Genomic DNA, 26,094 nt, shown 5'->3' on the forward strand with positions numbered 1-26,094 from the left:
GGAGGCGGAATCATGAAGCAGGTCGTACTCGTCACCGGCGCATCGAGCGGCTTCGGCCGCCTGATGGCCAACGCGCTGGCCGCGTCCGGTCACACCGTCTACGCCTCGATGCGCGGGCTGGGCGGCAGGAACGCCGGACAGGTTGCCGCGGTCGCCGCCTACGCCCAGGAGCACAAGGTCGATCTTCGCACGCTCGAGCTCGACGTCCAGTCGGACGAGTCGGTGGCCGCCGCGGTGGACGCGATCATCACCGGGCACGGGCGGCTCGACGTGCTCATCCACAACGCCGGGCACATGGTCTGGGGGCCGAGCGAAGCCTTCACGGCCGCGGACCTCGCCCATCTCTACGACGTCAACGTGCTCGGCGCACAGCGCGTGAACCGTGCCGCGCTGCCGCACATGCGCGACGCCGGGCGCGGCCTGGTCGTCTGGATCGGCAGCAGCAGCGTCGCCGGCGGGATACCGCCGATGCTCGGGCCGTACTTCGCGGCCAAGGCCGGCATGGACGCGCTGGCGGTGTGCTACGCCCGGGAGCTCGCTCCCTTCGGCATCGAGACGTCGATCGTCGTCCCCGGCGCCTTCACGAAGGGAACGAACCATTTCGCCCACGCCGGCGCGCCGTCCGATACGGCGCGTGCGGCCCGCTACGAGGCTGGCCTTCCGCAAGGCTTCGCCGAGCGGATGTCGCAGGCCCTCGCCTCGACCGTGCCGGACGACGCGGAACCGGAGATCGTCGCCGAGGCGGTCGTGAGGATCGTCGACGCGCCGTTCGGCAGGCGGCCCTTCCGGGTCGTCGTCGACCCCGCCAGCGACGGCGCCGCCGTCGCGTTCGCGGTCATCGATCGCGTGCGCGAGCAGTTCCTGCACCGCATCGGCTTCGCGGATCTGATGCGGCCGGCCGATCACGCCACGCGGTGAGGGGCGGCCGGCCCCGGCACGCGCTCGCCGTCGGCCGCGCCGCCCGTCGGGAGAGCCGCCGGCCCGCGGCTGAATACTTTGATATGCAGAGCGGCGCGCCCCGAGACTTGCATCGCGTCGGCGTCAACAAAGCCGTCACAAAATTTGCGTGGACGAATTGACGTTGTCTCCCGTAATGCTTTTCCTCCATGCAATCGCCTCAGCCCGCCATTGGGCCGACGGGGTCCGCGGACGGCGGCATGGCGTTGCTCCTCTTCCCTGCGGCGAGATTCCGGGAGGTGCATCATGTCGATTGCCGAGGGTGACGCGCGCGACGGGACGGTCGGATTCATCCGCGGGGTGGCCGCAGGGACCGCGCATTTCGCCGATCAGCCGGGCATAGCCACCGCCGATTCCGCCCGGCTCACCGACGCGTTCCGGGAGGCGCGCCGTGCGCGCGCCGGGCTCGAGGCGATCATCGACGTCGACAACCAGCTCCCCTTCAACTTCCTCTTGAAGGGGAGCGCCGCCGGCAGCGCGATCTGCAAGATCGAGGCATCCGGCACGGCGCACGACGGCTCGTTCGGCGCCTGGTCGGGCACCGGCTTCCTGGTCGGCCCCAACGTCCTGCTGACCAACCATCACGTCGTGAACTCCCGCGACGTCGCGCAAAGCGCGCGGTGCATCTTCGACTTCCAGGCCGACGCCCACGGCAAGGCGATGCCGACGCGCAGCTTCCGCCTCGATCCGGCCCGGCTGTTCATCACCAGCCCCTACCAGTTCGAGCCGGGCAGGAAGGGCCTGGACTACACCTTCGTCTGGGTCGACATGGACGAGGCGGCGCGGGACCTCTACGGCCACATTCCGCTGTCGCGCGGCTCCTTCCTGGCGCGGCCCGGCGACTGCGCCAACATCATCCATCACCCCGCCGGGCGGCCCAAGTCCGTGTCGCTGCAGGACAACCGCGTCGCCGCGGTGCACGAGCAGGTGATCCATTACACCACCGACACCGAGCGGGGCAGTTCCGGCGGCGCCGTGTTCACCAACGAATGGACCCTGCTCGCGCTGCACCATGCGGCGGAGGAGAACACCGGCCGGCTGAACCCGCTCGACGCGCCGGAGATCCCGCGGACGCTGAACGAGGGCATCCGTCTCGCCGCCATCGCGCTCGACCTGGAAAGCCGCCTCGCCGGCGATGCCGACGGGCACGCCCGGCACGCGCTCCAGCTGTTCGGGGGCGTCGATTCGGCGACCGGCTACTTCGGCAGCCTCGGCCGCAGCCGCGAGGCGTCGGGGTACGGCGGGGCGGAGCGGGTGGTCACGGACTACCGCGGCGAGTCGAAGGACGTCGACGTCGGCTTCTGGAACGTCGAGTGGCTCACCGACCGCTACGTGGAGAAGCTCGGCGCCGTGGCCGAGGTCATCGCCGACCTGAACCTCGACATCTGGGCCCTCTCCGAATCGTCGCCGGAGGCCGCCCGGGCGCTGGTGGCGCACATGAAGGAGCGCTGGGGCTACAGCTTCGACTGTGCCTTTTCCGAGCCCGAGGCACCGCGCCGCAAACAGTCGACGACCGTCCTGTGGAACACCGAGACGATCGAGCGGCTGCCGGCCGAATGGCCCGGGACGATCGCCGCCTGGTTCGGGGTGCGCAGCGAGCAGTTCGACGGCCTGCGTCTGGAGGCCGTGCACGGCAAGGTGTTCGACCGTTACCCCGGCCTGTTCCGGTTCGCGGCGAAGGGGCGCGGCACGGCCCGTGCGACGGGCCAGGAGGCGCCCTTCGACTTCTTCCTGGTGCCGCTGCACCTCAAGGCGAAGGACGAGGGCAGCCTGCGCCGGCAGATGGCCTCCCGGATCCTCGCCGCGGCCGTCAACGAGATGGTCAAGAACGGCACCGACCGCGACTGGATCATCGGCGGCGACGTCAACGACGAGCTGGCCTCGGGCGACTTCAAGGCGCTCACCGACGCCGGCATGACGCCGCTCGGCGCCGCCGACGAGGAGGCCGGGGCCTTCTCCTACATCAAGGGTCCCAAGTCGCTGATCGACCACATCTTCCTGTCGCCGAACCTGGCCCGGCGCTTCGGCGCGCAGGACTGTTTCGTGGTGGCGCGGGACCGCAAGGACCTCGACTACGTCAAGCAGATCTCCGACCACCGGCCGGTGCTCGTGCGCCTCAGCCTGGCGGACAGCGAACGCGAATCCGTGGCCCCGCTGCCCGCGGGCCTGGCCGAGGCGCTGACGACGCTCAAGCCCTGACGCGGGGCGCGCGAAGCGAGGATGCGATGACCGGTCGGACGAAGAGGTTCGTGGTCTCGGCGCGCCCCGGGGCGACGCCGCCCGAGGGCTGGCAGGAGCGGCTGGCCGGGCAGCCCGGCGTCACCGTGCGGGGCGCCATGCCGCAGCGCGTCCAGGTCGAGGGGCCCGAGGATCGGGTGCGCGCCGCCGTGCGCGGGCTGGGCGACGGCTTCACCGTCGAGGAGGTGATGCCGCGCCGCCTGCCCTGAGGCGCCTCACGCCTGGCAGACCTCACGCCTGGCAGACGCCGGCGCCCTGGTACTGCGCCGCCAGATCCACGCTGGCCGCGTGGCGGGCCAGCGTGTCGCGGGCGTGCTGCGCCCGGTCCGCCGTGCGCGGCAGCGACCGGTAGGCGGCATCCCGGGCCAGCAGCACGGCGAGCGCCCCGACGGTCGCCGGCGCCGCCATCGACGTGCCGCTCAGGTCCGCGTAGGGTGCGCGCTCGCCGAAGCGGGCCGGCACCGTCGAGACGATGCCGTTGCCGCCGGCCGTCGCCGCGACCTGCGGACCGACGTTGCTGAAGGCCGCGAGGTACAGGCCGCCGGCGCCGAACAGGGCGCGCTGCGCGGGCTGGCTGGCGATGGCGGCGCTGCCCTCGGGATAGGCGTCCACCCGCCCGAGCGCCGTGATCGCGACCGCGTCGGGATAGGCCGCGGGACAGCTCACGGGCTGGCCGTAATCGTTCCCCGCGGCGCAGACGCACAGCGTTCCCCGGCCGAAGGCGGCCGTGACGGCGTCGGCCTCGATCTGCGACGCCTCGCCGGCCACGCTCATGTTGATCAGATCGGCCCGGTGCGCGGTCGAGAGAACGTCGATCGCGTTGGCGATGTCGCCCTGGTTGGCGTCGCCGCCGGGCGGAAAGACGCGGGCCACGGCGATCGCCGCGCCGGGGGCGAAGCCGCCGAACGCCCCGGAGCCGCCCGGCGGCCGGGCGCCGATGATGCCGCAGACGTGCGTGCCGTGCACGGTGACGTCCCGCGTCGCCTCGGGCTGCCGGTCCCAGCCGCCGTCGATGAAGGCGCCGATGCCGGTGACGTGGGACAGGTACGGGTGCGGGCCGACGCCGGAGTCGACGACGCCGATCCGCACGCCCCGCCCGGCGGCGGCGTCGAACGCGGACACGCCGGCGGCCCGGTGCCACCACCCCAGCGGCCCCGTCTCCGGCAGGGCCGGGATGGCGCAGGTGGCGCCGTTCGCCGGGTTCTGCAGCACCATCTGCCAGGCGCGACCGGCGGGAACCACCGCGGCCATGCCGGCGAACCACGCCGCCGCATCGAACGGGATGGCGATCGTGCCGTGCGCGTCCGTCACCGCCGCGGCCGGCCTGACCTGGGAGGGGCCGGCCCCGCCGGCCGGCGGCTTGCCGTCGACGAGCCGCACGAAATAGACGGTGACGCCGGCGCCGAGGAGCGGGGTTCCGTCGCAGACGAAGGTGAGCGACAGGACGCTCCCCGTGCCCAGCTCCGGCGACGACGCCGCCTGCGCCTTCAGCGCGGCCACCGGCGGGGGATCGGCCACCGCCAGGACGCGCTTGCGCTCGGGCTCGGCGACCGCGTCGGGCGGCAGGCGCTTCACGGCCGCGTCGATGTCCTCCGCATCCCCGACGCAGACCAGCACGCGGCGGTCGAGCCGGGCTTCGCCGCCGTTGTCCCCCAGCAGGTCGAGGGTCGGCGTCAGCACGGACGCGACGGCCTCGTCGAAGCGGGCGCGGGCGGACCGCCGGGCGGCCAGGGTCGGGTGATGGGCCAGGCGGTGCGACACGATCCAGCGGCGCGGCGCCTCGTTCGCTCTCGGCGGGGTCGACCCGGTGGGCATCGGCGGTCTCCTTCGGTGGCGGGGGTGGAGCGCAAGGGGACGGGCCGGCGGACGGGCCGGCGCCTCTCCGGCCCCCGGAGCGGCGTCGGCTTGGAGCGCGCAAGGGAAGGGACATTCTGCGCCGGGCAGTCCTCGAGTCAATATAAAGAATTCATCGTCAAGTCTGGCGGATCATACAAGAGAATGCATTGCATATTGGAATATGTATGTCCGTGAATACGTTTGTATTTGTGCGGCGTTTACCATCAAATCAATTGACTCTCCATTGTTTGTTTGAATATCGTTTATTGTTACATGGCATATGGTGACCAAACCTAATCACAGGAGGCAATCATGGCCGATTCCGCTTCGACTCCCACCAGCGTTCAGTTCACCTCCAAGGGCTCCAACCACATCGAGGGCAAGGTCACGCGTCACGGCGACGACGATCAGGAACTCCTGAACCTGAAGGTCAACTCTCTCAACATCGGCCGCGAGGACGTCGGGGGCATCGCCCCGGAGCAGGCGCAGGCGAGCATCGTCACGATCATCACCCTGACCTGGGCCACCTGATCGGGGTGCCCTGGTCCGGATCGCGCCGGCGGCGCACCGCCGGCGCGGCTCCCTCCATCCTCACCGGAGTCCGCACATCCAGGAGAGTGCTATGCTTGGAAACGGCATCACGCAGACGCTGTCCCTGATCAACCAGGTCTTCGGGCTGGTGCAGTCGGTCTCGGCCATGGCCCCGCCGTCGGGGCAGAACGGCCTGCAGGCGCTCACCATGCTGGGCCAGGTTCCCCAGGCGCCCCAGGTGCCGGACCTCGGCGCGCTGGCCGACGCGGCGGCGGCGCAGCAGAAGGCAGCGAGCGCGGGAGGCACGCCGCCGGCGTCGAAGCGCTGAGCGGCGGCGGCGAGGCGGGGACGTGCGATGGCCTTTCCCCCATCTGACGCCGGGGCGTCCGGCCCGCGGGTGCTGCTGATCCTGCCGCCCTGGGCGGCCCCGGAGTTCCCGGGGCTGTCGGTGGCCCTGCTGCGCAGCATCCTGCTGTCGCAGGGCATCCCGTGCGACGTGTTCTACGCCAACCTGCTGCTGTCGAAGGAGATCGGCGGCGACCCGCTGTTCGAGCAGGACTTCGCCCGCACGCCCCACGCCGAGATGGCGTTCAGCCCCTTCTACTTCGACACCGACCGTGGGGCGGCGGCGAACCTGCTGCGCCACCGGGTGGGCCACCTGCTGTACGGCACGGCGCGCGACCGTCCGTCGCTGTGGCCGGACCTGCTCGACCACGTCGCGCGGTTCCTGGACGACGCGATGGCCGCCGTCGACTGGTCCGCCTACGACGTCGTCGGCTTCTCGCTGATGTTCCAGCAGAACCTCGCGGCGCTGGCGCTGGCGCGGCGGATCAAGGCGGTGCGGCCCGGTACGGCCGTCGTGTTCGGCGGCCCGTCCTGCGGCGAGCCGATGGGCCCCGAGCTCCTGCGCAGCTTTCCCGAGATCGACTACGTCGTCACCGGCGACGGCGACGCGGTCATCGGGCCGCTCGTCCGGGCGATCCGGTCGGACGCGGCGCCGCTTCCTCCCGGCGTCCTCCGGCGCGGCCCCGACGGGCTCCCCGAGAGCACCGGCGCCGCCGAGCCCTTCGGCCGCCTCGACGAGCTGCCGGTCCCCGACTACGGCCCCTACTTCGACCAGGTCGAGCGCCTGGGCCTGCGGCATGTCGAGCCCTGGCTCTACGTCGAGAACTCCCGCGGCTGCTGGTGGGGCGAGAAGCACCACTGCACCTTCTGCGGCATCGCCGATCTCGCCATGCGCTTCCGCAGCAAGTCGCCCACCCGCATCGAGGAGGAGCTGGTGACGCTGGCCGGCCGGCACGCCCGCACCGCCTTCCTCACCGCCGACAACATCCTCGACAACCGCTACTACGACACGCTGCTGCCGCGCCTGAAGCGGCTGCGCGAGGAGGAGGGCTACGACCTCACCTTCTTCTTCGAGCTGAAGGCCAACGTCACCCGCAAGAAGGTCGCCAAGCTGCGCGACGCCGGCGTCGTGCAGGTCCAGCCCGGCATCGAGAGCTTCGGCGACGCCATCCTGGGGCGCATGGACAAGGGCGCCACCGGCCTGCAGCAGGTGCAGACGCTCAAGTTCCTGGCCGAGTTCGACATCGAGGCGGTGTGGAACCTGATCATCATGAACCCCGGCGACGCGCCGGAGGACTACGAGGAGATGGTCGACCTCATGCGGGCCATGCACCATCTGCCGCCGCCGGCCACGGCGCCGGTGCAGATGCTGCTCCAGCGCTACAGCGTGTATTTCGAGGACCCCGGGCGGTTCGGCCTGGACGGCATCCGTCCGCAGCCGTACTACGCCGAGATCTTCCCGCGCGCGGGCATCGCGCTGGACCGGCTGGCGTTCTTCTTCGAGTACGACCGCCGCGCGCTGGAGACCGACGCGCTCCGCGCCGCCTACGCCGCGGTCGAGGACGCGCTCGACACCTGGCGGGCCAGCCACGTTCCCGACGCGCTGGTCCAGCGGCGCGGACCCGGCTTCCTCGAGGTGCACGACGCCCGCGTCTGGCTGCCCGACGGGCGGCGGCGCGGCACGGCCGGCGCCGCGCCGGACCGGATCGTGCTGGACGGTCTCGCCGCCGACCTGCTCGCCGCCTGCGGCTCCGTCGTCGGCGAGGACCGCCTCGTCGCCGGCTTCGCGGACCGCGCGGGCGCCGCGGCGGTGCGGCGCACCCTGGACGAGCTGCGCGGGCGCGGTCTCGTCGTCGGCGACCGGCGCGGCCGCCTGCTGGCGCTGCCGCTGCTCAAGGACCGGCGCGAACGCTTCCTCGGCGCGGCGGGGACCGACGCATGAGCGCCCCGGCCGCCACCGCGTGGTGTGACTACGGCCCCGCGACCGAGGGGCCGGCCCTGCGCGACGCCGTGCTCGGCGCCTGCCGGGCGGCGCGCACGTGCGCCGCCGTCCTGACCGGACCGCCGCTCGACGCCGGCGACTGCGCCCGCCTGCTGGGTCCCCTCGCCGACACGGTCGCCGCCGAGGGGTACGACCTGACGCTCGGCGTCGGCGTCCGCGACACGCTGGGTGCGGCCGAGGCGGCCCTCCTGCGGCGCGCCGGCGTGGCCGCGGCGGCGCTGGCGGGCGACCCCGGCGACGGGCGCGACCTGGAGCGCCTGGCGACGGTCCGCCGGCTCGCCGAGCAGCGCATCCGCGTCGCCTGGAGCGCCGGCCCGGATCTCCGGGCGCACCCCCTGCGCGTCGCGCACCTGCCGCCGCCGGACCGCCCGCCGGGCGCGCCGCCGGCGGCCGCCCCGCCCACCCTCACCCATGCGGGCGGGCCGGGCTTCGTCCGCATCCGCGACCGGCGGCACGGCGGCGGCGAGCGGACCGTCACCCTGACGGACGTCCAGGCGCGCATCTACCGCTGCATCGACGAGGTGCGCACGGCCGCGGAGGTCGAGCGCGCCGTCGCCGGCGTCGTCGAGCCGGCGGCGCTCGGCCGCTTCCTCGATCGGCTGGCCGGGCTCGACCTCGTCCACCGCGCGCCGGACGGCCGCTGCGTCGCCCTGCCGCTGCACCGCAAGCTGCCGGGGGGCGGGTGATGGCCCACGCCGCGGCAGAGGCCCGCGACGGCGGGCCGCCGGGACGCCGGGTGCTGCTGGTGCAGATGCCCTGGGCGAACCTCAACCTGCCGAGCATGGCGCTCGGGCTCCTCAAGGCGGTGCTCGACGGCGCCGGCCTGCCCTGCGACACGCTCCACGCGAACCTGCACGCGGCCGGGCCCCTGTGCGACGTCCCGGTCTACGACCGGCTGTCGGTGGACCAGGCGAGCGAGCTGGTGTTCTCGCCGCTCTATTTCGGCTCCGGCCGGTCGGCGGCGGCCGCGCGGCTGGCCGAGGCGGTCGCCCCGGGCGGGCCGGACGGCACCCGGACGGACGGCTGGGAGCGACTGATCGACGCGGCCGACCGCTTCCTCGCCCGGCTGATCGACACCGTGCCGTGGCAGCGCTACGACATCGTCGGCTTCTCGCTGACCTTCCAGCAGACGCTGTCGTCGCTGGCGCTCGCCCGGCGCATCAAGGCGGTGCGGCCGGACGTCGCCATCCTCTTCGGCGGCGCGTCCTGCGAAGGGCCGATGGGGCGGGAAATGCTGCGGGCGTTCCCGGAACTCGACTACGTCGTCGACGGCGAGGCCGACCGCACCATCGCCGACGTGGTGCGCGCCATCCGCCTGGGGCCGCAGGCGGTCCGCCGGGCCGGCGTGCCGGGGCTGCTGTTCCGCACGGCGGACGGGGTCGACGGCGCCGCCCCGGCGTTGACGCCCGACCTCGACGCGACCCCGGAGCCGGATTACGGGGAGTATTTCGCCGCCGTGGCCCCCCTGCTCGACCGCGGCGTGCGGCCGCGCATCTACCTCGAGCAGTCGCGCGGGTGCTGGTACGGCGAGAAGAACGCCTGCCGCTTCTGCGGCATCCCGGCCATGGCCTACCGGCGCAAGTCGCCGGAGCGCGCACTGCGGGAAATGCTGTCGGCCGCCCGCCGCTACGGCTTCGCCGACTACTACATGAGCGACAACATCCTCGACCACCGCTACTACGACACGCTGCTGCCGGAGTTGGCGCGGCTGCGGCGCGCCGGCGGGCCGGACGTCTCGCTGTTCTACGAGATCAAGTCGAACCTGACGCGCCGCCACGCCCGCATCCTGGCCGAGGCCGGCGTGGTCGCCGTGCAGGTCGGGATCGAGAGCTTCGACGACGACATCCTGCGCCTGATGGCCAAGGGCGTCAGCGCCATCCGGCAGATCCAGACGCTGCGCTATTTGGCCGAGCACCGCATCCACGCGGTCTGGAACATCATCCATTCCATCCCCGGCGAGCGGGCCGAGCACTACGAGCGCATGACCGCGCTGCTGCCCTCGCTGCACCATCTGCCGCCGCCCATGGCGGCCGAGGTCGGGCCGATGGTGCTCCAGCGCTTCAGCGTCTACTGGCGCGACCCGGCGGCGTTCGGCATCGCCAACATCCGCCCGCAGCCGCTCTATCACGCCATGTTCCCCACCGCCGCCGCCGACCTCGGCGCGCTCGCCTGCTTCTTCGACTACGACCACCCGCAGCACGCCGACCAGGCGCTGGCGGCGGCGCGCGAGCGCTTCATCGCCGCCGTCGGCGCCTGGCGCGACGCCCACCGCCCCGACCTGCTGACCTGCACCGGCGGCCCCGACGCCGTGGTGATCGCCGACCGGCGCGGCGGCGACGGGATCGAGGTGACGCTGACCGGCCTGCAGGCCGCCATCTTCCTCTTCTGCGACGCCGCCCGCCCGCGCCGGGAGATCCACCACGCGTTCGCCGGACGGGCCGCCGCCGCGGAGATCGACGCCTTCCTCGACCGGCTCGCCGCCATGCGGATCCTCCACCGCGACGACGCCGACCGTCACCTGAGCCTGCCCCTCCATGCCGCGCCCTGAGCGCCGACCGGCCGACCTGGGCTGCGCCCTGCTGCGGGTCGCCATGGGCCGCTTCGACGCCCTGGACGGCCTGGCCGCGCCCGCCCTGGCGCGGACGGCGGCGGCCCTCGACGCCGCGGAAGCGGCCCTGGCCGACGCCCGCGCGCCGCTGTGCGAGCGCCTGCACCGCCGGATCGGCGGCCTTGCGGACGACCGCCGGCGCCACGCGCTGCTCCGCCTCAAGCGCGCCGTGTTCAACGACCGCCCCGTGACCGGCGACGGCGATGGTGATGGCGATCTCCGCACCGATCCGACCCTGGCCGACGCCCTGGAACGCTGGCGGGCGGCACTCGCCCGGCGCGACGCGCTGGCCGCGGAGCTCGGGCGCGCCTGGAGCGGGCACGAGGCGGCGAGCGCGCGCCGGCTGCGCGCGCTGTTCCGGCGCGCCGACTTCCGCCTCGGGCTGCTGTTCACCAACCCCGCCCTGCACGCCGATCTCGACGAGGCGCTCGGCGACGGGGGCACGCGGACGCGCCGGGTGCGGCGCATCGAGGACACGGCCACCGCCTACCTCTACCGCATGGCCACCAAGACGAGCCCGTTCAGCACCTTCACCGGCACGGCCGCGGTGCCGTTCGGCGACGGCTGGGCGGGGTTCGACGGCGGCGGCACCGTCACCGGCAACGGCGTGGTGTCGGTCGCCGCGCGCATCGCCCAGCGGGTGCGTGCGGCAGCCCTCGCCGCCGCCGACCTGCCCCTGGCCGTCAACGCGACGGCGCACGACGACGGCGAGACCGTCCTCTTCGTCCACCGCATCGACGCATCAGACGGGGCCGACGGGGCCGTCCCGTTCGTCGACGAGGCCTTCTCCTGGCTCCCCTCCGGCCCGGCGGTGGCGGCGGTCATGGCCGTGCTGGCGGACCGCGGCCCGCTCGCCGCGGCGGAGCTCGCCCGGGCCCTGGCCGACGCCCTCGGCGGCCGCGTCCCGGCCGGCGACGCGCTGGCGTACGTCGGGCGGCTGCGGGCGACCGGCCTGCTCGGGCCGCATCTGGCGGTCGGCGCCGACCGGCCGGACGCCCTGTCGGCGCTGGCCGGCGCCCTGGCCGCGGCGGGCAAGGCCGGCGGCGCCCTCGCCACGGCGGCGGCGGAGGCCGAGGCCGGCTGCCGCGCGCTCGCCGCCGCCCGCCGGCCCGAGGATGCGGCGCCGACCCTGGCGGCGGTGACGACCGCCGTCGACCACGCCCTGGCGGCGGCCGGCGCGGCAGCCTGCGCCGGCGCCGACGGGCCGCTCCACGCGGTGCGCCACGATGTCGGCGTCGCCGGCGCGTTCGCGCTGTCGCGGCCGGCGCTGGCCGGGTGCCGCGACGCGCTGTCGCTGCTGGCCGGGGCGATGACGCTGTTCGACGGCCGGCTCGCGCTGCGGCGGCTGGTCGACGCGTTCCACCGCGAACGCTACGGCGCCGCCGCGCCGCCGGTGCCGCTGACCCGGTTCCTCCACGCCTTCTACGCCGACGCCTACCGCCCGCACCTGGAGCGGATGCGGGCGGTGCCCTGGGACCCGCTGCGGGCGGGCGCGCCGGCGACGTCCGACGACGCGGGCGCGGCGGTGGTCGCGGCGCGGACCGCGCTGGTCGACGCGCTGCTCGGCCTGGCGCCGGCGGCGGACGGATCGGTGACGGTCCCGCCGGCCCTGTTCGAGCGGGCGGCGGCGCAGGGCATGGCGCACTGGTCGTGCCCGGCCCCGCCGGGGATCGGCTGCTTCGGCCAGATCCTGCGGCCGGACGGCGCCGCCCGCCCGAACGGGGCCGGCGGGACGGCCCGGCTGGTGGTGAACCAGATCGTCTCCGGCTACGGCACCTATTTCGGACGGTTCCTGGACGGCCGGCTGTTCGATGGCGACACCGCGCGGCTGCGCCGGCAGGCCGGGCGGGCGCTGGCGGCGCTGTGCCCCGACGCCGAGCTGGTGCAGATCGCCGCGGTGTTCGGCGAGACGGTCCAGGTGGCCGAGCCGCTGACCGCGTCGGTGCTGGTCTATCCGGGCGAGGCCGTGGCGCCGCCCGACGGCGCCGCCGTGCCGTGGCGGGCGCTGTCGGTGGCGGCCGATCCGGAAACGGGCGGTGCGACCCTGCGCAACGACGCGACCGGCCGGCGCGTCCTGCTCCTGCGCAGCGGGCCGATGGCGCCGCACCTGACGCCGTCGCTCTACCGCATCCTCGCCACCTTCGGTCCCGGGGTGATCCCCGAGTTCACCCTCGTCGACCTGCTGGAGAGCCGTGCCGGGCCGGCCGGCGAGCGGGCGCGCCGCTTCCCGGCCCTGCGGCTCGGCGACCTCGTGCTGATGCGCGAGACTTGGCGCATCCCGCCCGGCCCCGACTTCCCGCCGGTCGCCGGGCGGCGGCCGCCGCTCGACGCCTTCCTGGCGATCCGCCGCTGGGCGCGCCGCCTCGACCTGCCGCGCCGGGTGTTCGTGACGCCGCTGTCGGTCCGCGACATGGTCGCCGGGCTCGGCAGCCTCGCCAACTTGAAGCGGCGCTACAAGCCCTTCTACGTGGACTTCGACGATCCGACCGCGTGCCGGCTGCTCCAGCGCTTCCTGGCGCAGTCGCACCATCCCGTCACCGTCACCGCCATGGCGCCGGGTCCGCAGGAGATGATCCTGGCGCGCGACGGCGGACGGCACGCCAGCGAGGTCCTGCTGGAAGCCTATTGGGGAGGCGCACCATGACGGCGTTTCCGCCGGCCCCGTCCACCGCCGCCGCGGCCGACGACGGCGACGACCACGACGACCACGACGGCCGCTGGCTGTCCCTGCACGTCTTCCACGGCGGCGACGCCGACCGCCTGCTGGTGGAGGCGGTGGGGCCGCTGCTCGCCCGGCTGTCGGCCTCCGGTGCGGCGGACGGCGCCTTCTTCGTCCGTTACTGGAACGGCGGGCCGCACGTCCGGCTGCGCATCCGGCCCGCCGCCGGAGCGGAACGCGCAGCCGTCGAGCGCCGGGCGCGCGCCGCGCTGGAAGCGTTCCTGCGCCGCCCCGCCGGCGCCGCGGCGGCGGACGCCGACGCCTACCGCGCGCAGGCCGCGGCGATCGCCGCCCGTGCCGCGGCGGCCGGCGTCGAGGACGAGGCGGCGGAGCCGTACGTCTCCGCCCCGTGCGTGCAGACGCGCCCCTACCGCTGGGAGTCGGAGGAGTACGGCGGCCCGGCGACGCGCGCGCTGACCCACGGGCTGTTCGAGACGGCGAGCCGGCTCGCCCTGGCGGCGATCCCGCGCTGGCTGGAGGCGCCGGCGGCGCGGCTCGACGTGGCGGCGCTGCTGCTGGCGGCGTCCCTGCTGGGCTGCGCCGCGCCGGGGATCGGGTCGGCCCGCATGGCGGCCCGCTGGGCCGCCGAGGCGGACCGGTTCCTCGGGCCGGCCCCCTTCGCGGCGATGGGCCTGCCGCCCGTCGGGGCGCGCCGCGACCCGGCGCGGGACACGCTGCGCCAGGCGGCGGGGCTGGTGCGCGGCGCCTGGGCCGGCAGCCCGTGGATCGCCGCCCTGCGCGGCGCGGCGGCCCGGCTGACGGCGCTGCACGCGGACGGGCGCCTCGGGGCAACGCCGGAGGACGTCCTGCTGCGGCACCTGCACATGCTGGCCAACCGGCTCGGCCTGTCGCTCGGCGAGGAGCTCTACCTCGCCGCCCTGCTGAGCGCCGCCCACGAGGGAGTGCCCGCGCCATGAGTGGACCCCATGCGACCACCGCCCCGCCGCGCTTCTGGGGCCCGTTCGCCCGCATCGCCGCCAGCGACGCCGAGGTGACCTGCCACGACAGCATCTACGACGGCTTCCTCGCCGCCTATTACGACGTCGTCACCCACGGCTACGCGGGCGACCTCGACGAGTACGCGGCGCTGGCCGCCGCCTACGGCCGGCGGGTGCTCGACGTCGGCTGCGGCACCGGGCGGGTCGGCCTGCGGCTGGCCGAACGCGGCGCCGAGGTGGTCGGCCTCGATCGCTCGGCCGACATGCTGGGACGCATGGAGCGCCACGCCGCCGCGCTGCCGCCCGAGGCGGCGGCCCGGGTGCGGCTGGTGGAGGGCGACGCCGCCTCCTTCGACCTCGACGGGCACTTCGACCTGATCCTCTGCTCCGCCTTCACCTTCCTGCCGACCGCCGAGGACCGCCTCGCCTTCTTCGGGCGGGCCCGCCGCCACCTCGCCGAGACCGGCGCCCTGGCCTTCGACTTCCTCGACCTCGGCGACGCCGAGGTGGCGGCGCTGGACGGCGCGCTCGACGTCGTCGAGCTGCCGCTCGGCGATTCCACCGTGCTCACGGTCTACGGCGCGAAGTTCACCGAGGACCGCCGGCACTGGTGGTGGAATTTCGACTGCCAGTTCTTCGTGCCCGGCCGCCGGCCGAGCCGCCATCTCGGCGCCTCCACCTTCGCCCGCCTCGACGGCTGCGAGCTCGACCGGCTGCTCGCCGAGGCCGGATTCGCGGTGGTCGAACGGCGCCGCCAGCCGCAGACGGTCGCCCGCGTCACCGCCGGCCGCGCCCTCTACCTGTGCGAGCCGCGGCGCCGCACCACCGTGCCGGTCTGGCACCCCTTCACGCCGCCGGCGGCCGCCCCGGCGCTGGTCGTGCTGAGCGACGGCGAGGGCCGCACGGTGCGCGACACGCGCGGGCGGACCTTCATCGACGCCGCCGGCGGCGTGTGGAGCGCGCACTGCGGCCTCGGCCACCCCGCCATCGCCGAGGCCATGGCGGCGCAGGTGCGGCGGCTGCCGGCGGGCGGCCTGTTCGGCATGGTCAGCCACGAGCCGGCCCTGGCGCTCGGCCGCCGCCTCCTCGACCTGACGCCCGGCGACCTGGCGCACGTCTTCTTCACGGCGACGGGATCGGAGGCCGCCGACCTTTCCATCAAGCTCGCCCGCCTGCACTTCGACGCCGCCGGCGCGCGGCGGCGCGAGATCCTGTACCTCGACCGCTCCTACCACGGGTCCTGCTTCGGCGGCATGGGGATGAGCGGGCTGATGCCCGCCGAACCCTATGGGCCCGGCGTCGGCGCCCTCACGCCGCTGCCCACGCCCGTGCCACCGCCGCGCGGCGGCGCGGCGGCCGGCGATCCGGCGGCGCGCGCGCTGGACGCGCTCGCCGCCGTCCTCAGCGCGCGCGGCGACGGCGTGGCGGCGCTGGTGCTGGAACCGGTGCTCGGGTCGGCGGGGGTGATCGCCCTGCCCGACCGCTTCCTGCGCGGGGCGGCCCGCCTGTGCCGGCGGCACGGCGTCCTCCTGGTGGTGGACGAGGTCGCCACCGGCTTCGGCCGCACCGGCCGGTGGTTCGCCTGCGAGCACAGCGGGCTGCGGCCGGACATCCTGCTGCTGGCCAAGGGGATCACCGCGGGCCACCAGCCGCTCGGCGCCGTCCTGTTCAGCGACGCCGTGGCGCGGCCGCTGCTGCGCGCCGGACGCGGCATCGACCACGGATCGAGCGCCGCCGGGCACCCGGTGGCCTGCGCCGCGGCGCTCGCCAGCATCGACGTCATCGATCGCGAGGGGCTGGTGGAGCGCGCCGAGGCCAGGGGGCGGCGGTTCGGCGCAGCGCTGGCGGCGCTGCGGGACGGGCGGCGGGTGGTCGACGTGCGCGGCCTCGGCCTGATGTGGGCGGTGGAGACCGACCCGGCCGCCGCCCCGCCGGGCCCGCTGCACGCCCGCATGCGCGACGCCGGCGTGCTCGCCTACGGGTTCGCCGACGGGCTCTCCTTCTTTCCCGCGCTGACGGTCACCGACGGCGAGCTCGACCGCATCGCCGCCGCACTCGCCCGCAGCCTCGCCGGGATCGGCGACGGCGGCAGCGGTGAGGGCGCCAGCGGTGAGGGCGGCGGCGCGCACCACTGGCCGCTGGACTGACGCCATGCTGTTTCCCGCCTCCCCCAAGCACGCCGGCACCGGCGCCCACCGGGTGGTGGCGCCGGCCGTCACCCTGCGCCGGATCGCCCCGGTGATGCGCCGGCTCGGCGTGACGCGCCTGGCCGATCTCACCGGGCTCGACCGCATCGGCGTGCCGGTCTACGGCGCCGTCATGCCCGACACCGACGACGTGCTGTCCGTCTACAACGGCAAGGGCCTGACCCGGACCGACGCCAAGGTCGGCGCCCTGATGGAGGCGCTGGAGCGGCTGTGCGCGCTGCGGCCGGAGCTGGCGCTGGTGCACGGCTCCTACGCCGCGCTGGCGCGGGCGCGGCGGGTGCTGCACCCGTCGGCGCTCGTCATGCGGCTCCACCCGGACTACGGCGACGACACCGCGCTGGCGTGGGCGGAGGGGATGGACCTGCTCGACGGGGCGCCCTGCCTGGTGCCGGCCCAGGCGGTGGCCTGCCTCTACGACCCGGCGTTCGGCCAGCCCTGCTACACCTACGGCTCCACCAACGGGCTGGGAGCCGGCAACACGGTGGCCGAGGCGGTCTGCCACGCGCTGTGCGAGCTGGTGGAACGCGACGCCTGGAGCCTCGCCGAGCTGCTGGCGCGCCTGCTGCCGCGGGCGGCGGGGGCCGGCGGCGGCGCGGCCGACGATCTCGACCGCTATCCCGAGGTCGATCCGCCGACCCTGCCGGCCGAGCTGCGCCGGCTGGTGCGGGCCTTCCGGCGGGCCGGCCTGGCGGTGGTGCTGCGCGACATCACCTCCGACCTCGGCGTGCCGGTGTTCTTCGCCACGGTCTCGGAGGACGCGCCGACCGGCCACGCCTTCGCGCATTTCGGGCTGGGCGCCCACCCCGACGCGCTGGTCGCGGCGCGCCGCGCGCTGACCGAGGTCGCCCAGTGCCGCGCCGTCGACATCCAGGGCGTGCGCGAGGACATCGCGCAGCCCGACGAGGACGGCGGCGCCTTCGCCCACCACGCCCGACGCAAGGAGCGCCTCGACCGGTCCAACTGGTACGTGGCGCGGTCCGGCCGCCGCATCGCCTTCGCCGACGTGCCGAGCCACGTCCACACCGACGTCGCCGACGACATCCGGCTGCTGCTCGGGCGGCTCGCCGGGGCGGGGGTCGAGCGGATCGTCATGGTCGACCTGACGCGGCCGGACGTCGGCATGCCCGTGGTGCGGGTGCTGGCGGCCGGCACGGAATCCTGGGCGGCCGACCACGGCGTCTTCGGCTGGCGGGCGGCCAGGGCGTGGCGCGCCGCCGGCGGCGTCCTGGCCGACGGCCGCGCGGAGGCCGCGCCATGAGCCGGACCGTCAGCCGGACCGTCAGCCGGACCGTCGTGTTCGTCGGCCCCAGCCTGGCGCGGGACAGGGTCGCCGACCTGCTGCCCGGCGCCGAGATCCGCCCGCCGGTCGGGCGCGGCGACGTCGCCGCCCTGCTCGAGTCTCCGCCGGACGCCGTCGCCATCATCGACGGGCGCTTCTTCCAGAGCCTGTCGGTGTCGCCGAAGGAGGTGCTGGCGGCGCTGCGGGCCGGCGTAGCCGTCTTCGGCGCCAGCAGCATGGGCGCGTTGCGGGCGGCCGAGCTCGACCGCTTCGGCATGGTCGGCGTCGGCACGGTGTACGAGTGGTACGCCCGCGGCGTCATCGACGCCGACGACGAGGTCGCCATGACCTACTCGCCCGTCGACCTCCGGGCGCTGTCGGTCCCGCTGGTCAACATCCGCGCCGCCCTGGCCGAGGCGGAGCGGGCCGGGCTCGTCGACGGGCCCGGGCGGCGGCGCCTGATGCGCCTGGCCCGCCGCCTGCACTTCCCCGAGCGGCGCTACGAGACGCTGCTGGACGGGGCGCGGCGCTGGCTGCCGGCGGCCGCGCACCGGCGGCTGTCGGACTTCCTACTGTCCGGCGACTGCGACCTGAAGCGCGACGACGCGATCCGCCTGCTCCGGACCCTGGCGTGCGGCGCCGCCACCCCAGAGGCAACGCGAGGTGACCGATGCCCCCCGAATCCGCCACGCTCCGACCCGATGCGCAGCGCCGCACCGAGCGGCCCGCCGATCTGACCGCTGATCCGACCGCTGATCCCACCGCTGATCCCCCTGCCGACCACCCGGCCGACGCCGAGGTGGCGGCGGTCCTGCGGCGGTGGATGGACGGGCTCGCCGGCAACGACACGGCGACGCTCGCCGGGCTGATGGACCCGTCGCTCGTCCACGTCGACCCGCAAGGGGCGGCCCACCGCCGTGACGCCGTGCTGGAGGCGATGCGGGCGATCCCCGCCGGGACGGCCATGACCGTCACGGTGGAGGACGTGTCGCTGCGCCGCTTCGGCGACACCGCGGTCGCCGTCGGCCTCACCCGGCTGAGCGTCGACCATCCCGGCGGCCGGGCGGTCCGCCGCTACCGCTTCACCGACGTCTTCGTGCGCCGGCCCGCCGGGTGGCGGATCGTGTCGACGCACACCTCGGCGGTGGCCGAGGCGGCCCCGTGATCCTGGTCAGCGGCGCCACCGGCCAGTGCGGCGGCGGCGTGGCCGTCGCCCTCCACCGGCGGGGGCTGCCGGTCCGCGCCCTCACCCGCCGCCCCGACGGCGCCGCGGCGGCCGCCCTGCGGGCGCAGGGCATCGCCGTGGCCGGCGGCGACATGCTGCGTCCGGACACGCTGGCGCCCGCCTTCGCGGGCGTCGACCGGGCCTTCCTGGTCACCACCCCGGCCGCCGGCTTCGACGAGGAGATCGCCGCCGGGCGGGCGTTCGTCGCCGCCGCGGCCGCCGCCGGCGTGCGCCACCTCCTGTTCCAGAGCGTCGTCTACGCCGACACGCCGATCCCGCACTGCGCCACCAAGGGCGCCATCGAAGCCCTCATCCGCGCCGCCGGCATCGGCCACACGATCGCCCGGGTCGGCTACTTCGTCGAGACGCTCGACCGCTACGTCACGGCCGAGGCGTTGCGCACCGGACGCATCGTCAGCGTGACCGCGCCGCACACGCCGATCCACTGGACCTCCGTCGCCGACATCGGCGCCGCGGCGGCCACCCTGCTCGCGGCCGACCGGCCGTGGAACCGGCGGTTCGACGTGGTGGCGCCCGTCCCGCGCAGCATGGCCGACGTGGTCGGCACCTTCGCCGAGGCCGTCGGGCGGCCCTTCGCCTGCGACCATCACCCGGTCTCCTACCGCACGCTGTTCGCGATCCTGGCGGAGCAGAACGTCCTGCGCCGCGACAAGGCGGAGGCGTTCCTCGCAGCACTCCCCGATCCGGACGCCGACTACTACGCGGCCGTCGGCGACGCCGCGGCCGGCATCGGGCGCGACGGCTTCGCCGCCCGGTTCGGCCTGCGCCTGCGCACGCCCGACGACCATGTCCGCGCCCTGGCGGCGCGCCTCGTCCCATGACGCGCCCCGGCGGCGCGTCCCGTCCCATGACGCGCCCTAGCGGCGCGTCCCGTCCCATGACGCGGGCCGGCGGCCGCGTCCTCGTCATCGGCGGCATGGGCTACATCGGCCGGCGCCTGTGCCCGGCGCTGCGCGCCGCCGGGTGGCAGCCGGTCGTCTTCGACCGCGGCGCCGGCCGCGGCGGGGTGCGCGGCGACCGCCGGGCCGCCGGCGACCTGCGCCGCGCCCTGGCGCGGGGCCCGTTCGCCGGCGTGATCGACCTGGTCGCCTACCGCGGCGGGGACACCGAGCTCCTGGCCGGGCTGCTGCGCGAGCGCCCCTGCCGTCTCGTCCACCTCGGAACGGCCGCCGTCTACCGCGGCGCGCCGACCGTACGCGTCGACGAGGCGGGCGGGCTCCTGCGCGAGGACGACGGCCACGACTACGGCGGCGCCAAGGCGGCGTGCGAGCGGGTGCTGTGGCGGGCGGAGAACGGCGTGCTGTCGCCGGTGGCCCTGCGGGTGGCACCGCTGATGGGGCCGGACGATCCGGTGTCCCGCGAATTCTTCGTGGCGCGCCGCATCCTGGAGGGCCGGACGGTGCGGATTCCGGCGGCGCCGACCGACCGGCTGAGCGCCCTCTGGGTCGGCGACCTGGTGGCGTGCCTGGTCGCCGCCCTGCGCCCGGAGGTCCCGCCCGGCCCCTACAACCTGGCCCAGAGCGAGGACGTCACCCTGGAGCGCCACGTCGCGGCGATCGCCCGGCTGTGTGGCCGGCCGGCACGGGTGCGCTGGCTCGACCGGGAGGAACTCGCCGCGGCCGGCCTCGGCCCCTTCGCCTTCCCGTACGCGCCGGGGACGCCGGCATGGCTCGACTGCGCCCGCGCCCGCGCCGCCCTCGGGTTCTCGCCGACGCCGTACGCCGAGGCGCTGCCCCGCGCCCTCGCCCGCCTCGACGCGCCGCCGGGGACGCGGCCGTCTTGGCCGGGGCGCGGGACCACCCAGAGCCGTCTCGCCGGCACCCACGAGATCCTCGCCGCGGCGATGGAGCGCGACGCCTTCGGCGGCGGCACGGCGCCGCCGCGGCCGGAGCACCCCGACACCCTCCTGGAAGCCCTGCGGCCCGGCGGGCGCCAGGGCGCCGCCGACGGCGCGGCGCCGCCGGGCTACCGGTGGGCGCCGGGCACCCGCATCCTCGTCGCGGACAGCGTCGCCGCCCGCCTCGGCCTGCCGGCCGCCCCGGCGCCGCCCGCTGCCGGCGACCCGCCGTCCTGCGAGGCCGTCCTCGAAGCGGACGCGGAGCGGGCCGGCGGCGCGCTCCTCTACAGCCGCCACCAAGCCCTCCGCGCCCGCGGCTACGGCCACGGCAACGCGCCGCTGCGGGTCGCCCTCCTCGCCTGCGCGGCGGCGCCGCGGCCCCTGCCGGAGCCGGCCGACGGCGAACGCCTGCTCCTGCTCCGCGCCACGCCGGCCGACGCCGGCACCTGGGCGGCGTGGACGCGGGCCTGGGAGGACGCGGGGGCCGTACGTTGGCCGCGGGCGGGCGCCGCGGCGCGCATCTTCCTGGCCGGCACCGCCGGCGCCGCGACCCGCTGGGACGCGGTGTTCGACTGGACCCGGGTGGCGCTGACGGCCGGCCTGGCCGGCCCCGGCGGGCCGGTCGTCCTGGAACCCTCCTTCCCCGACCGCCCCCTGCTGTGCGCCCCGGCCCGGCACGGCGGGAACGCCGCGCCGGGCGCGCCCGTCCTGTTCCGCGTCAACGGCCGCTACGTCGCCCTGCCGCCCGGCGGCGGCGCGCTCGAGCTGCCCCGCGCGCTCGCCGCCGTCGTCGAGGCGGCGGCCGACGACCGGCCGCTCGCCGAACGGCTCGACCGGCTGGCCCGCGGCCTCGGCCTGGGGGCGGATCGGGCGCTCGCGCTGTGGCGCCGGGGCATCGACGAGGCGGAGCGGCACGGCCTACAGCAAGATCGCTTTTGGCCGACCCGGCCAAAAGCGTGAATCTTGCTCTAAACATTTGAATTTAGAGCGGGATCAGCGCAGCCGCGCCATCAGCCGGAGCATGACCACGACGTCGTAGACGATGTGGGCGGCGATCGCGGCGACCAGGCCGACCCAGGCGTACAGCAGCCCCAGCAGGAGGCCCATGGCGAAGACGAAGGCGGTGAAGGCCAGCTTGGCCCGGCTGTTCGGCCAGCCGACGTGGACCAGGGCGAAGACCAGCGCCGCCCCCGGCAGCCCCAGCAGCGACTGCAGCACGAAGCGGAACAGCGCCTCCTCGCTGACCCCCGCCGCCACCGAGACGTACACGGCGTCCACGGCGCGCGGCCGCGTGTCGGCGAGGATCTGCCGGACGAAGCGGCGCAGCCCTTCCAGCGCGCCGAGGCGCAGGCACGCCTCGCCGGCGAGCGCGCCGAGGACGAGCCCGCCGCCGCCGCCGACCAGCACCTGGATCGCCAGCGGCGGCCCGGCCAGCAGGTCGCCGGCGGGCGGCGCCCAGCCCGCGTACATCGCGCCGGCCGTCAACGCGAGGAACAGCACGGCCGCCGCCGTGGAGAGGGCGACCACCTGGACGCGGCTCAAGCGGATCGGCACCGCCGTCTCTGGACTGGATCGGGTCATCCGGGCAACCGGAAGGAGGGGGGACGGAACGGGAATCCGCGCGGGGACACCCGGGCGATCCTACACCGCCCGACGCCGCGCCGTCACGGAACGCGAGCAGCCGGACCGGCGGGCTCCGGGGCGCGGCGTGCGAAAGCCCGCCGGTCGCCCCGGGGAAGGCGTTTCGCGCGGTCCGCTCAGCGCGGTGCCGGCGCCGTCCGCGGCGCCAGCAGGGCGAGGGCGAGGGCGGCCAGCGCCAGCAGGGCGATGGACCAGCGCAGGGTGCCCAGGGCGGCGACGCCGCCGAGGATCGCCGGGCCGCTGAGAAAGCCGGCATAGCCGGCCGTCGCGGCGGCCGCGACGCCGGCCGGCGCCGACGCCGCGGCGCGGGCGGCCAGGCTGAAGACGGCCGGCACCACGTTGGCGAGGCCGATGCCGACCAGGCCGAAGCCGACGATCCCGCTCGCCAGGCCCGGCGCCAGGACGGCGAGGGCCAGCCCGGCGGCGGCCAGCGCGCCGCCGCCCCGCACCGTCCGGCGGGCGCCCAGCCGCTCCACCGCCCGGTCGCCGACGAGGCGCCCGGCGAGCATGCACAGGGAGAAGGCGGCGTAGCCGGCGGCGACCAGCCCCGGCGTCACGCCGGCCCCGGCGAGATAGGCCCCGCTCCAGTCGGCCACCGCCCCCTCGATCATCATGCACAGGAAGGCGAGCGCCGCCAGGGCCATGAGCGGCCGGCCGGGCACCGCCAGCGGGGCGCCGCCCGCCGCCCGGTCGCCGGGGCCCAGCGCGCGGCCCGCGAGGAGGACGAGGAGCACGCCGGCGACGGCCGGCCCCCACAGCCCGGCGTCCGCCCGCACCGCCCCGATCCAGCCGCCGGCCAGCGCGCCGACGGCGCCGCCGGCGCTGAAGGCGGCGTGGAACGACGACATGATCGGGCGGCCCCAGCGGCGCTCGATGCCGCTGGCGTGGGCGTTCATCAGGACGTCCACCGCGCCGTTCGCCAGCCCGACCAGGGCGGCGGCCAGGCACAGCGACGCCAGCGACGGCGCGAAGGCCGGCACCGCCAGCAGCGCGGCGAAGGCCAGCGCGCAGGCTCCCGTCACCGGTCCCGTGCGCAGGCGCGATCCCGCGATCCCGGCGGCCGGCATGGCGACGACGGCGCCCGCCGCGAAGCTCACCAGGACCAGGCCGAGGTCGCCGTCGCCGAGGCCGAGCTGCCCCTTGAACCGCGGCAGCGCCGCCGCCCAGGCGCCGATGCCGAGGCCGTTGATCAGGAAGACGACGGTGGTGGCGAGGCGGGCCGGCCAGGGGCGGCGGGGCGCCGCCGGAGCGGCGGCGGCGCTCCCGCTCATGCCGTGATCTCGACGAGCGCGCCGTCCGGCGCCTGGGCGACCGCCTCGTAGAAGCCGTCCCCCGTGGTGCGCGGCGGCGACACCAGCAGCCCGGCGGCGGCGAGCCGCGCCGCCAGCGCGTCCACCGCCGGCGCCGAGCCGACCGCCACCGCCACGTGGGCCCAGCCGGACCGCTCGGCCGCGTCCGGCTCCTCCACCCAGGGGCCGGTCATCAGCTCGATGGCCGCCCCGCCCGGCAGCCGGACGAAGCGCGACACGAACCCCTCGCGGCGTGCGCTGCGGTACGGCGCGCCGATCTCGGCGCCGAAATGGTCGGCCCAGAAGCGGGCCGAGTTGTCGAGGTCGCGCGTCCACAGCGCGACGTGGGCCAGGCGCATCGGTCAACTCCGGTCGTTGGCGGGGGAAGCGCGGTGGAGGCGCGGTCCGGCGGCGGCGAGCGCCGCGGCCGCCGCCGCCGGCGCGTCGGCCTCGACGACGACGTCGGCCAGCCGGTCGGCGGCGCAGACGGTGAAGGGGGCCGCCGTTCCCAGCTTCTCGTTGAGGACGGCGACGGCCACCGCGCCGGCGCGCTCCACCAGCAGACGCTTGATCGCGGCGTCCTCCGAATGGAACGCGGCGAGCCCGGCGCCGGCGTCGAGGGCGCAGGCGCCGAGCAGCAGGAGGTCCGGGCTCATGGCGGCGATCTCGCGGGCGGCGCCGGCGCCCAGCGCGGCGCCGACGTGCGGGTCGACCCGCCCGCCCACCAGCAGGAGGTCGACGTCCCCGCGCCCGGACAGGGCGGCGGCGATGGCGGGATCGTGGGTCGCCACCGTCAGCCCCAGCCCTTCGGGCAGATGGGCGGCGGCGGCCAGGTTGGTCGTGCCAGCGTCGATGAACAGGAGCTGGTTGCGCCGCACCAGCCCCGCCAGCGCGGCGCCCAGGGCGCTCTTGCGGCCCGGAGCCTGCCCGGCGCGGTCGCGGGCCGGGATGCCGGCGGGGGACGTCGCCAGCGCGCCGCCGTACACCCGCCGGCACAGCCCGCGCGCCGCGAGGTCGCGCAGGTCGCGGCGGATCGTGTCCTCCGACGTGGCGAAGGCGTCGGCCAGCTCGGCGGCGCGCACCCGTCCGTCGCGCTTCAGCCGGTCGAGGATCTGCGCCTGGCGGTCGGCGGCAAGAACAGGCATCATCATGCACCTCCGCGCATGATCGTGCACAGCCACGACGGCGCCGTCAAGACGGATCGTGCCGTGGCCGGCCACCCACCGGAAGCTTGGCCGGCATCGTCAGGTTCCGGGAGGCGCTGGCGTGACGGGCGGATCTCCGGTCCGCCGACGGCAAGGGCGGAAGCCTTGCCCTCCACCGCAAAGCGGGGAGGGCAAGGTGGATCACGCCGCGTTGCGCTCCATCCGCCCGCTGACGAAACGGAACTCCTGCGTCTTGCCGCCGTAGCCGTAGGCCGCGGCCGGCACCTCGTGGACGAGGACGTAGCTTTCGGGATGGATGCCGCCGAGGAGACGGTCGAAGGCGGCGAAGACGGCGGCGAGATAGTCGGCCAGCTCGGTCTTGGTGTTGGTCCCGTCCACCACCTTGATGTCGAGCCAGACGGTGGCCGTCCCCTGCTCGGCGAGCGACCGGCCGCCGGCGAACCAGTGGGCGGGGTCGAGGTAATGGATGGCCACCGCGGTGACGGCGGGGTCCTTGCGCAGGTGGCGCTGCGTCAACCCGGTGACGGTCTCGGCGATGCGCGCGGACAGGGCCGGGTCGGCGGTGGCGGTCAGCGAGACGGTGATGATCGGCATGGCGTCCTCCGTGGATGGATGACCCACGATGCCAACATTGCCGATGCGGAAAAATCGAATAGTTCTGCACTTACACTTCAGCATTGCCGAAGCGTCGGGCGGGGCCGGCGCGGCGGCCCCGCCGGAGCTCCGGCATCACTTCGCCGGCGAGCGCCAGTCGTCGGAGCCCGAGGTGCCGGCCTTCTCGTGGGTCCACTCGACCTTGCGGTAGGTGAACTCGATCACCTCCAGGTTGGGGAGCGCGCTGGTCTCGGCGTTGAGGGTCAGCTCGGTGGCGTAGGAGTGGCGCACCAGGATCGCGTCGGTCCACTTCACGGTGTAGAACTTCTCGATCTGGCCGGTCGCCGAGGTGCGGAACACCTCCAGCGTGATGTCGCTCAGGGTCTCGCCGGAGGCCAGCGCCTGGCACAGCAGCGGCGACGCCTTGTCGACCTGCTTGGTGATGCGCACCGGCTCGTGCACGCGCGCGCCGGTCGGCTGGCCGCTCTGCGGGTCGCGCGGCACCGTCATGTTGGTGTTGAACGCGAAGATCATCGACTGGTCTTCGTGTCCCTCCTGATAACTATTGCCGATGCTGTCGGCCGTCGAGGCGCCCTTGGTGATGTTGCCCTGCTTGGCGCCGGTGATGGCTAGATAAGCGTTCAGAGCCATGGAAGTCTCT

At 75.5% G+C, this 26,094-nt stretch carries 23 protein-coding genes; 16 read left to right on the top strand and 7 right to left on the bottom strand.

Features of this window, described 5'->3' with window-relative positions; all coding sequences use genetic code 11:
• Nucleotides 1-12: 12 nt before the first annotated feature.
• The 3 genes from ACSBPG_RS04980 to ACSBPG_RS04990 all read left to right on the top strand — a co-directional run bounded on the left by ACSBPG_RS04980 (nt 13) and on the right by ACSBPG_RS04990 (nt 3,404).
• Entirely contained in the window at nt 13-918 is a 906-nt protein-coding gene (locus ACSBPG_RS04980) for an SDR family oxidoreductase (RefSeq protein ID WP_435536012.1), read from the top strand.
• Nucleotides 919-1,203: 285 nt separating this feature from the next.
• Nucleotides 1,204-3,156 (top strand): trypsin-like peptidase domain-containing protein, encoded by a 1,953-nt coding sequence (locus tag ACSBPG_RS04985; RefSeq protein ID WP_435536013.1) that lies wholly within the window; start codon nt 1,204-1,206, stop codon nt 3,154-3,156.
• Nucleotides 3,157-3,182: 26 nt separating this feature from the next.
• A complete protein-coding gene (locus tag ACSBPG_RS04990) occupies nt 3,183-3,404 on the top strand; it encodes a hypothetical protein (RefSeq protein WP_435536014.1) in 222 nt (73 codons plus the stop codon).
• A gap of 22 nt (nt 3,405-3,426) precedes the next feature.
• On the opposite strand, the gene ACSBPG_RS04995 is transcribed toward ACSBPG_RS04990, so the two are convergent.
• Nucleotides 3,427-5,010, bottom strand: a complete 1,584-nt coding sequence (locus ACSBPG_RS04995; protein ID WP_435536015.1) for a S8 family serine peptidase — start codon at nt 5,008-5,010, stop codon at nt 3,427-3,429.
• 333 nt (nt 5,011-5,343) lie between these two features.
• Between ACSBPG_RS04995 and ACSBPG_RS05000 the strand changes: the two genes are divergently transcribed.
• From ACSBPG_RS05000 to ACSBPG_RS05060, 13 genes are all read left to right on the top strand, one after another.
• Nucleotides 5,344-5,562: a hypothetical protein gene (locus ACSBPG_RS05000; protein ID WP_435536016.1), complete on the top strand. Its 219-nt coding sequence runs from the start codon at nt 5,344-5,346 to the stop codon at nt 5,560-5,562.
• A gap of 91 nt (nt 5,563-5,653) precedes the next feature.
• Nucleotides 5,654-5,890: a hypothetical protein gene (locus ACSBPG_RS05005; protein WP_435536017.1), complete on the top strand. Its 237-nt coding sequence runs from the start codon at nt 5,654-5,656 to the stop codon at nt 5,888-5,890.
• A 27-nt stretch (nt 5,891-5,917) separates the two neighbouring features.
• Complete coding sequence (locus ACSBPG_RS05010) at nt 5,918-7,849, top strand: RiPP maturation radical SAM C-methyltransferase (protein ID WP_435536018.1); 1,932 nt, start codon at nt 5,918-5,920, stop codon at nt 7,847-7,849.
• The gene (locus ACSBPG_RS05015; protein WP_435536019.1) at nt 7,846-8,595 is read left to right on the top strand and encodes a DUF5825 family protein; all 750 of its coding nucleotides are present in this window, start codon (nt 7,846-7,848) and stop codon (nt 8,593-8,595) included. The genes ACSBPG_RS05010 and ACSBPG_RS05015 overlap by 4 nt, the downstream gene beginning before the upstream one ends.
• Nucleotides 8,595-10,457: a RiPP maturation radical SAM C-methyltransferase gene (locus tag ACSBPG_RS05020; RefSeq protein WP_435536020.1), complete on the top strand. Its 1,863-nt coding sequence runs from the start codon at nt 8,595-8,597 to the stop codon at nt 10,455-10,457. Before ACSBPG_RS05015 ends, ACSBPG_RS05020 begins: the two co-directional genes overlap by 1 nt.
• The gene (locus ACSBPG_RS05025; protein WP_435536021.1) at nt 10,444-13,161 is read left to right on the top strand and encodes a lantibiotic dehydratase; all 2,718 of its coding nucleotides are present in this window, start codon (nt 10,444-10,446) and stop codon (nt 13,159-13,161) included. Before ACSBPG_RS05020 ends, ACSBPG_RS05025 begins: the two co-directional genes overlap by 14 nt.
• A complete protein-coding gene (locus ACSBPG_RS05030) occupies nt 13,158-14,153 on the top strand; it encodes a thiopeptide-type bacteriocin biosynthesis protein (protein ID WP_435536022.1) in 996 nt (331 codons plus the stop codon). Before ACSBPG_RS05025 ends, ACSBPG_RS05030 begins: the two co-directional genes overlap by 4 nt.
• On the top strand, nt 14,150-16,321 hold the full coding sequence (locus tag ACSBPG_RS05035; RefSeq protein ID WP_435536023.1) for an aminotransferase class III-fold pyridoxal phosphate-dependent enzyme: 2,172 nt from the start codon (nt 14,150-14,152) through the stop codon (nt 16,319-16,321). Before ACSBPG_RS05030 ends, ACSBPG_RS05035 begins: the two co-directional genes overlap by 4 nt.
• Nucleotides 16,322-16,325: 4 nt before the next feature.
• Nucleotides 16,326-17,639, top strand: a complete 1,314-nt coding sequence (locus ACSBPG_RS05040) for a YcaO-like family protein (RefSeq protein ID WP_435536024.1) — start codon at nt 16,326-16,328, stop codon at nt 17,637-17,639.
• A complete protein-coding gene (locus ACSBPG_RS05045; RefSeq protein ID WP_435536025.1) occupies nt 17,636-18,397 on the top strand; it encodes a TfuA-like protein in 762 nt (253 codons plus the stop codon). The genes ACSBPG_RS05040 and ACSBPG_RS05045 overlap by 4 nt, the downstream gene beginning before the upstream one ends.
• A 62-nt stretch (nt 18,398-18,459) precedes the next feature.
• Complete coding sequence (locus tag ACSBPG_RS05050) at nt 18,460-18,825, top strand: nuclear transport factor 2 family protein (RefSeq protein ID WP_435536026.1); 366 nt, start codon at nt 18,460-18,462, stop codon at nt 18,823-18,825.
• Entirely contained in the window at nt 18,822-19,727 is a 906-nt protein-coding gene (locus ACSBPG_RS05055) for an SDR family oxidoreductase (protein ID WP_435536027.1), read from the top strand. Before ACSBPG_RS05050 ends, ACSBPG_RS05055 begins: the two co-directional genes overlap by 4 nt.
• A 26-nt stretch (nt 19,728-19,753) precedes the next feature.
• The gene (locus tag ACSBPG_RS05060) at nt 19,754-21,703 is read left to right on the top strand and encodes an NAD-dependent epimerase/dehydratase family protein (protein ID WP_435536028.1); all 1,950 of its coding nucleotides are present in this window, start codon (nt 19,754-19,756) and stop codon (nt 21,701-21,703) included.
• Between the two features lie 33 nt (nt 21,704-21,736).
• Here the strand turns inward: ACSBPG_RS05060 and ACSBPG_RS05065 are convergent, their stop codons facing one another.
• From ACSBPG_RS05065 to ACSBPG_RS05090, 6 genes are all read right to left on the bottom strand, one after another.
• Nucleotides 21,737-22,324, bottom strand: a complete 588-nt coding sequence (locus tag ACSBPG_RS05065) for a lysostaphin resistance A-like protein (RefSeq protein ID WP_435536029.1) — start codon at nt 22,322-22,324, stop codon at nt 21,737-21,739.
• A gap of 176 nt (nt 22,325-22,500) precedes the next feature.
• Nucleotides 22,501-23,655 (bottom strand): MFS transporter, encoded by a 1,155-nt coding sequence (locus ACSBPG_RS05070; RefSeq protein ID WP_435536030.1) that lies wholly within the window; start codon nt 23,653-23,655, stop codon nt 22,501-22,503.
• Nucleotides 23,652-24,032, bottom strand: a complete 381-nt coding sequence (locus ACSBPG_RS05075) for a VOC family protein (RefSeq protein ID WP_435536031.1) — start codon at nt 24,030-24,032, stop codon at nt 23,652-23,654. Before ACSBPG_RS05075 ends, ACSBPG_RS05070 begins: the two co-directional genes overlap by 4 nt.
• A gap of 3 nt (nt 24,033-24,035) precedes the next feature.
• On the bottom strand, nt 24,036-24,821 hold the full coding sequence (locus ACSBPG_RS05080; protein ID WP_435536032.1) for a DeoR/GlpR family DNA-binding transcription regulator: 786 nt from the start codon (nt 24,819-24,821) through the stop codon (nt 24,036-24,038).
• Nucleotides 24,822-25,019: 198 nt separating this feature from the next.
• Nucleotides 25,020-25,433, bottom strand: a complete 414-nt coding sequence (locus tag ACSBPG_RS05085; RefSeq protein ID WP_435536033.1) for a tautomerase family protein — start codon at nt 25,431-25,433, stop codon at nt 25,020-25,022.
• A 135-nt stretch (nt 25,434-25,568) separates the two neighbouring features.
• Nucleotides 25,569-26,084 carry an Hcp family type VI secretion system effector gene (locus ACSBPG_RS05090; RefSeq protein ID WP_435536034.1) on the bottom strand — a complete coding sequence of 172 codons (516 nt, stop codon included), beginning with the start codon at nt 26,082-26,084 and terminating at the stop codon, nt 25,569-25,571.
• Between the last annotated feature and the right edge of the window lie 10 nt (nt 26,085-26,094).

The sequence above is a fragment of the Azospirillum sp. ST 5-10 genome (assembly GCF_051225715.1).
Classification (GTDB): domain Bacteria; phylum Pseudomonadota; class Alphaproteobacteria; order Azospirillales; family Azospirillaceae; genus Azospirillum.

What these genes read in the sequence shown, in the direction of transcription:
- ACSBPG_RS05040 (WP_435536024.1), top strand. Translation starts at nt 16,326, where the DNA reads ATGCTGTTTCCCGCCTCCCCCAAGCACGCCGGCACCGGCGCCCACCGG.
- ACSBPG_RS05020 (WP_435536020.1), top strand. Translation starts at nt 8,595, where the DNA reads ATGGCCCACGCCGCGGCAGAGGCCCGCGACGGCGGGCCGCCGGGACGC.
- ACSBPG_RS05065 (WP_435536029.1), bottom strand. Translation starts at nt 22,324, where the DNA reads ATGACCCGATCCAGTCCAGAGACGGCGGTGCCGATCCGCTTGAGCCGC.
- ACSBPG_RS05025 (WP_435536021.1), top strand. Translation starts at nt 10,444, where the DNA reads ATGCCGCGCCCTGAGCGCCGACCGGCCGACCTGGGCTGCGCCCTGCTG.
- ACSBPG_RS05030 (WP_435536022.1), top strand. Translation starts at nt 13,158, where the DNA reads ATGACGGCGTTTCCGCCGGCCCCGTCCACCGCCGCCGCGGCCGACGAC.
- ACSBPG_RS04985 (WP_435536013.1), top strand. Translation starts at nt 1,204, where the DNA reads ATGTCGATTGCCGAGGGTGACGCGCGCGACGGGACGGTCGGATTCATC.
- ACSBPG_RS05015 (WP_435536019.1), top strand. Translation starts at nt 7,846, where the DNA reads ATGAGCGCCCCGGCCGCCACCGCGTGGTGTGACTACGGCCCCGCGACC.
- ACSBPG_RS05085 (WP_435536033.1), bottom strand. Translation starts at nt 25,433, where the DNA reads ATGCCGATCATCACCGTCTCGCTGACCGCCACCGCCGACCCGGCCCTG.
- ACSBPG_RS05060 (WP_435536028.1), top strand. Translation starts at nt 19,754, where the DNA reads ATGACGCGCCCTAGCGGCGCGTCCCGTCCCATGACGCGGGCCGGCGGC.
- ACSBPG_RS05000 (WP_435536016.1), top strand. Translation starts at nt 5,344, where the DNA reads ATGGCCGATTCCGCTTCGACTCCCACCAGCGTTCAGTTCACCTCCAAG.
- ACSBPG_RS05070 (WP_435536030.1), bottom strand. Translation starts at nt 23,655, where the DNA reads ATGAGCGGGAGCGCCGCCGCCGCTCCGGCGGCGCCCCGCCGCCCCTGG.
- ACSBPG_RS04980 (WP_435536012.1), top strand. Translation starts at nt 13, where the DNA reads ATGAAGCAGGTCGTACTCGTCACCGGCGCATCGAGCGGCTTCGGCCGC.
- ACSBPG_RS05005 (WP_435536017.1), top strand. Translation starts at nt 5,654, where the DNA reads ATGCTTGGAAACGGCATCACGCAGACGCTGTCCCTGATCAACCAGGTC.
- ACSBPG_RS04990 (WP_435536014.1), top strand. Translation starts at nt 3,183, where the DNA reads ATGACCGGTCGGACGAAGAGGTTCGTGGTCTCGGCGCGCCCCGGGGCG.
- ACSBPG_RS05075 (WP_435536031.1), bottom strand. Translation starts at nt 24,032, where the DNA reads ATGCGCCTGGCCCACGTCGCGCTGTGGACGCGCGACCTCGACAACTCG.
- ACSBPG_RS05045 (WP_435536025.1), top strand. Translation starts at nt 17,636, where the DNA reads ATGAGCCGGACCGTCAGCCGGACCGTCAGCCGGACCGTCGTGTTCGTC.
- ACSBPG_RS04995 (WP_435536015.1), bottom strand. Translation starts at nt 5,010, where the DNA reads ATGCCCACCGGGTCGACCCCGCCGAGAGCGAACGAGGCGCCGCGCCGC.
- ACSBPG_RS05035 (WP_435536023.1), top strand. Translation starts at nt 14,150, where the DNA reads ATGAGTGGACCCCATGCGACCACCGCCCCGCCGCGCTTCTGGGGCCCG.
- ACSBPG_RS05080 (WP_435536032.1), bottom strand. Translation starts at nt 24,821, where the DNA reads ATGATGCCTGTTCTTGCCGCCGACCGCCAGGCGCAGATCCTCGACCGG.
- ACSBPG_RS05010 (WP_435536018.1), top strand. Translation starts at nt 5,918, where the DNA reads ATGGCCTTTCCCCCATCTGACGCCGGGGCGTCCGGCCCGCGGGTGCTG.
- ACSBPG_RS05090 (WP_435536034.1), bottom strand. Translation starts at nt 26,084, where the DNA reads ATGGCTCTGAACGCTTATCTAGCCATCACCGGCGCCAAGCAGGGCAAC.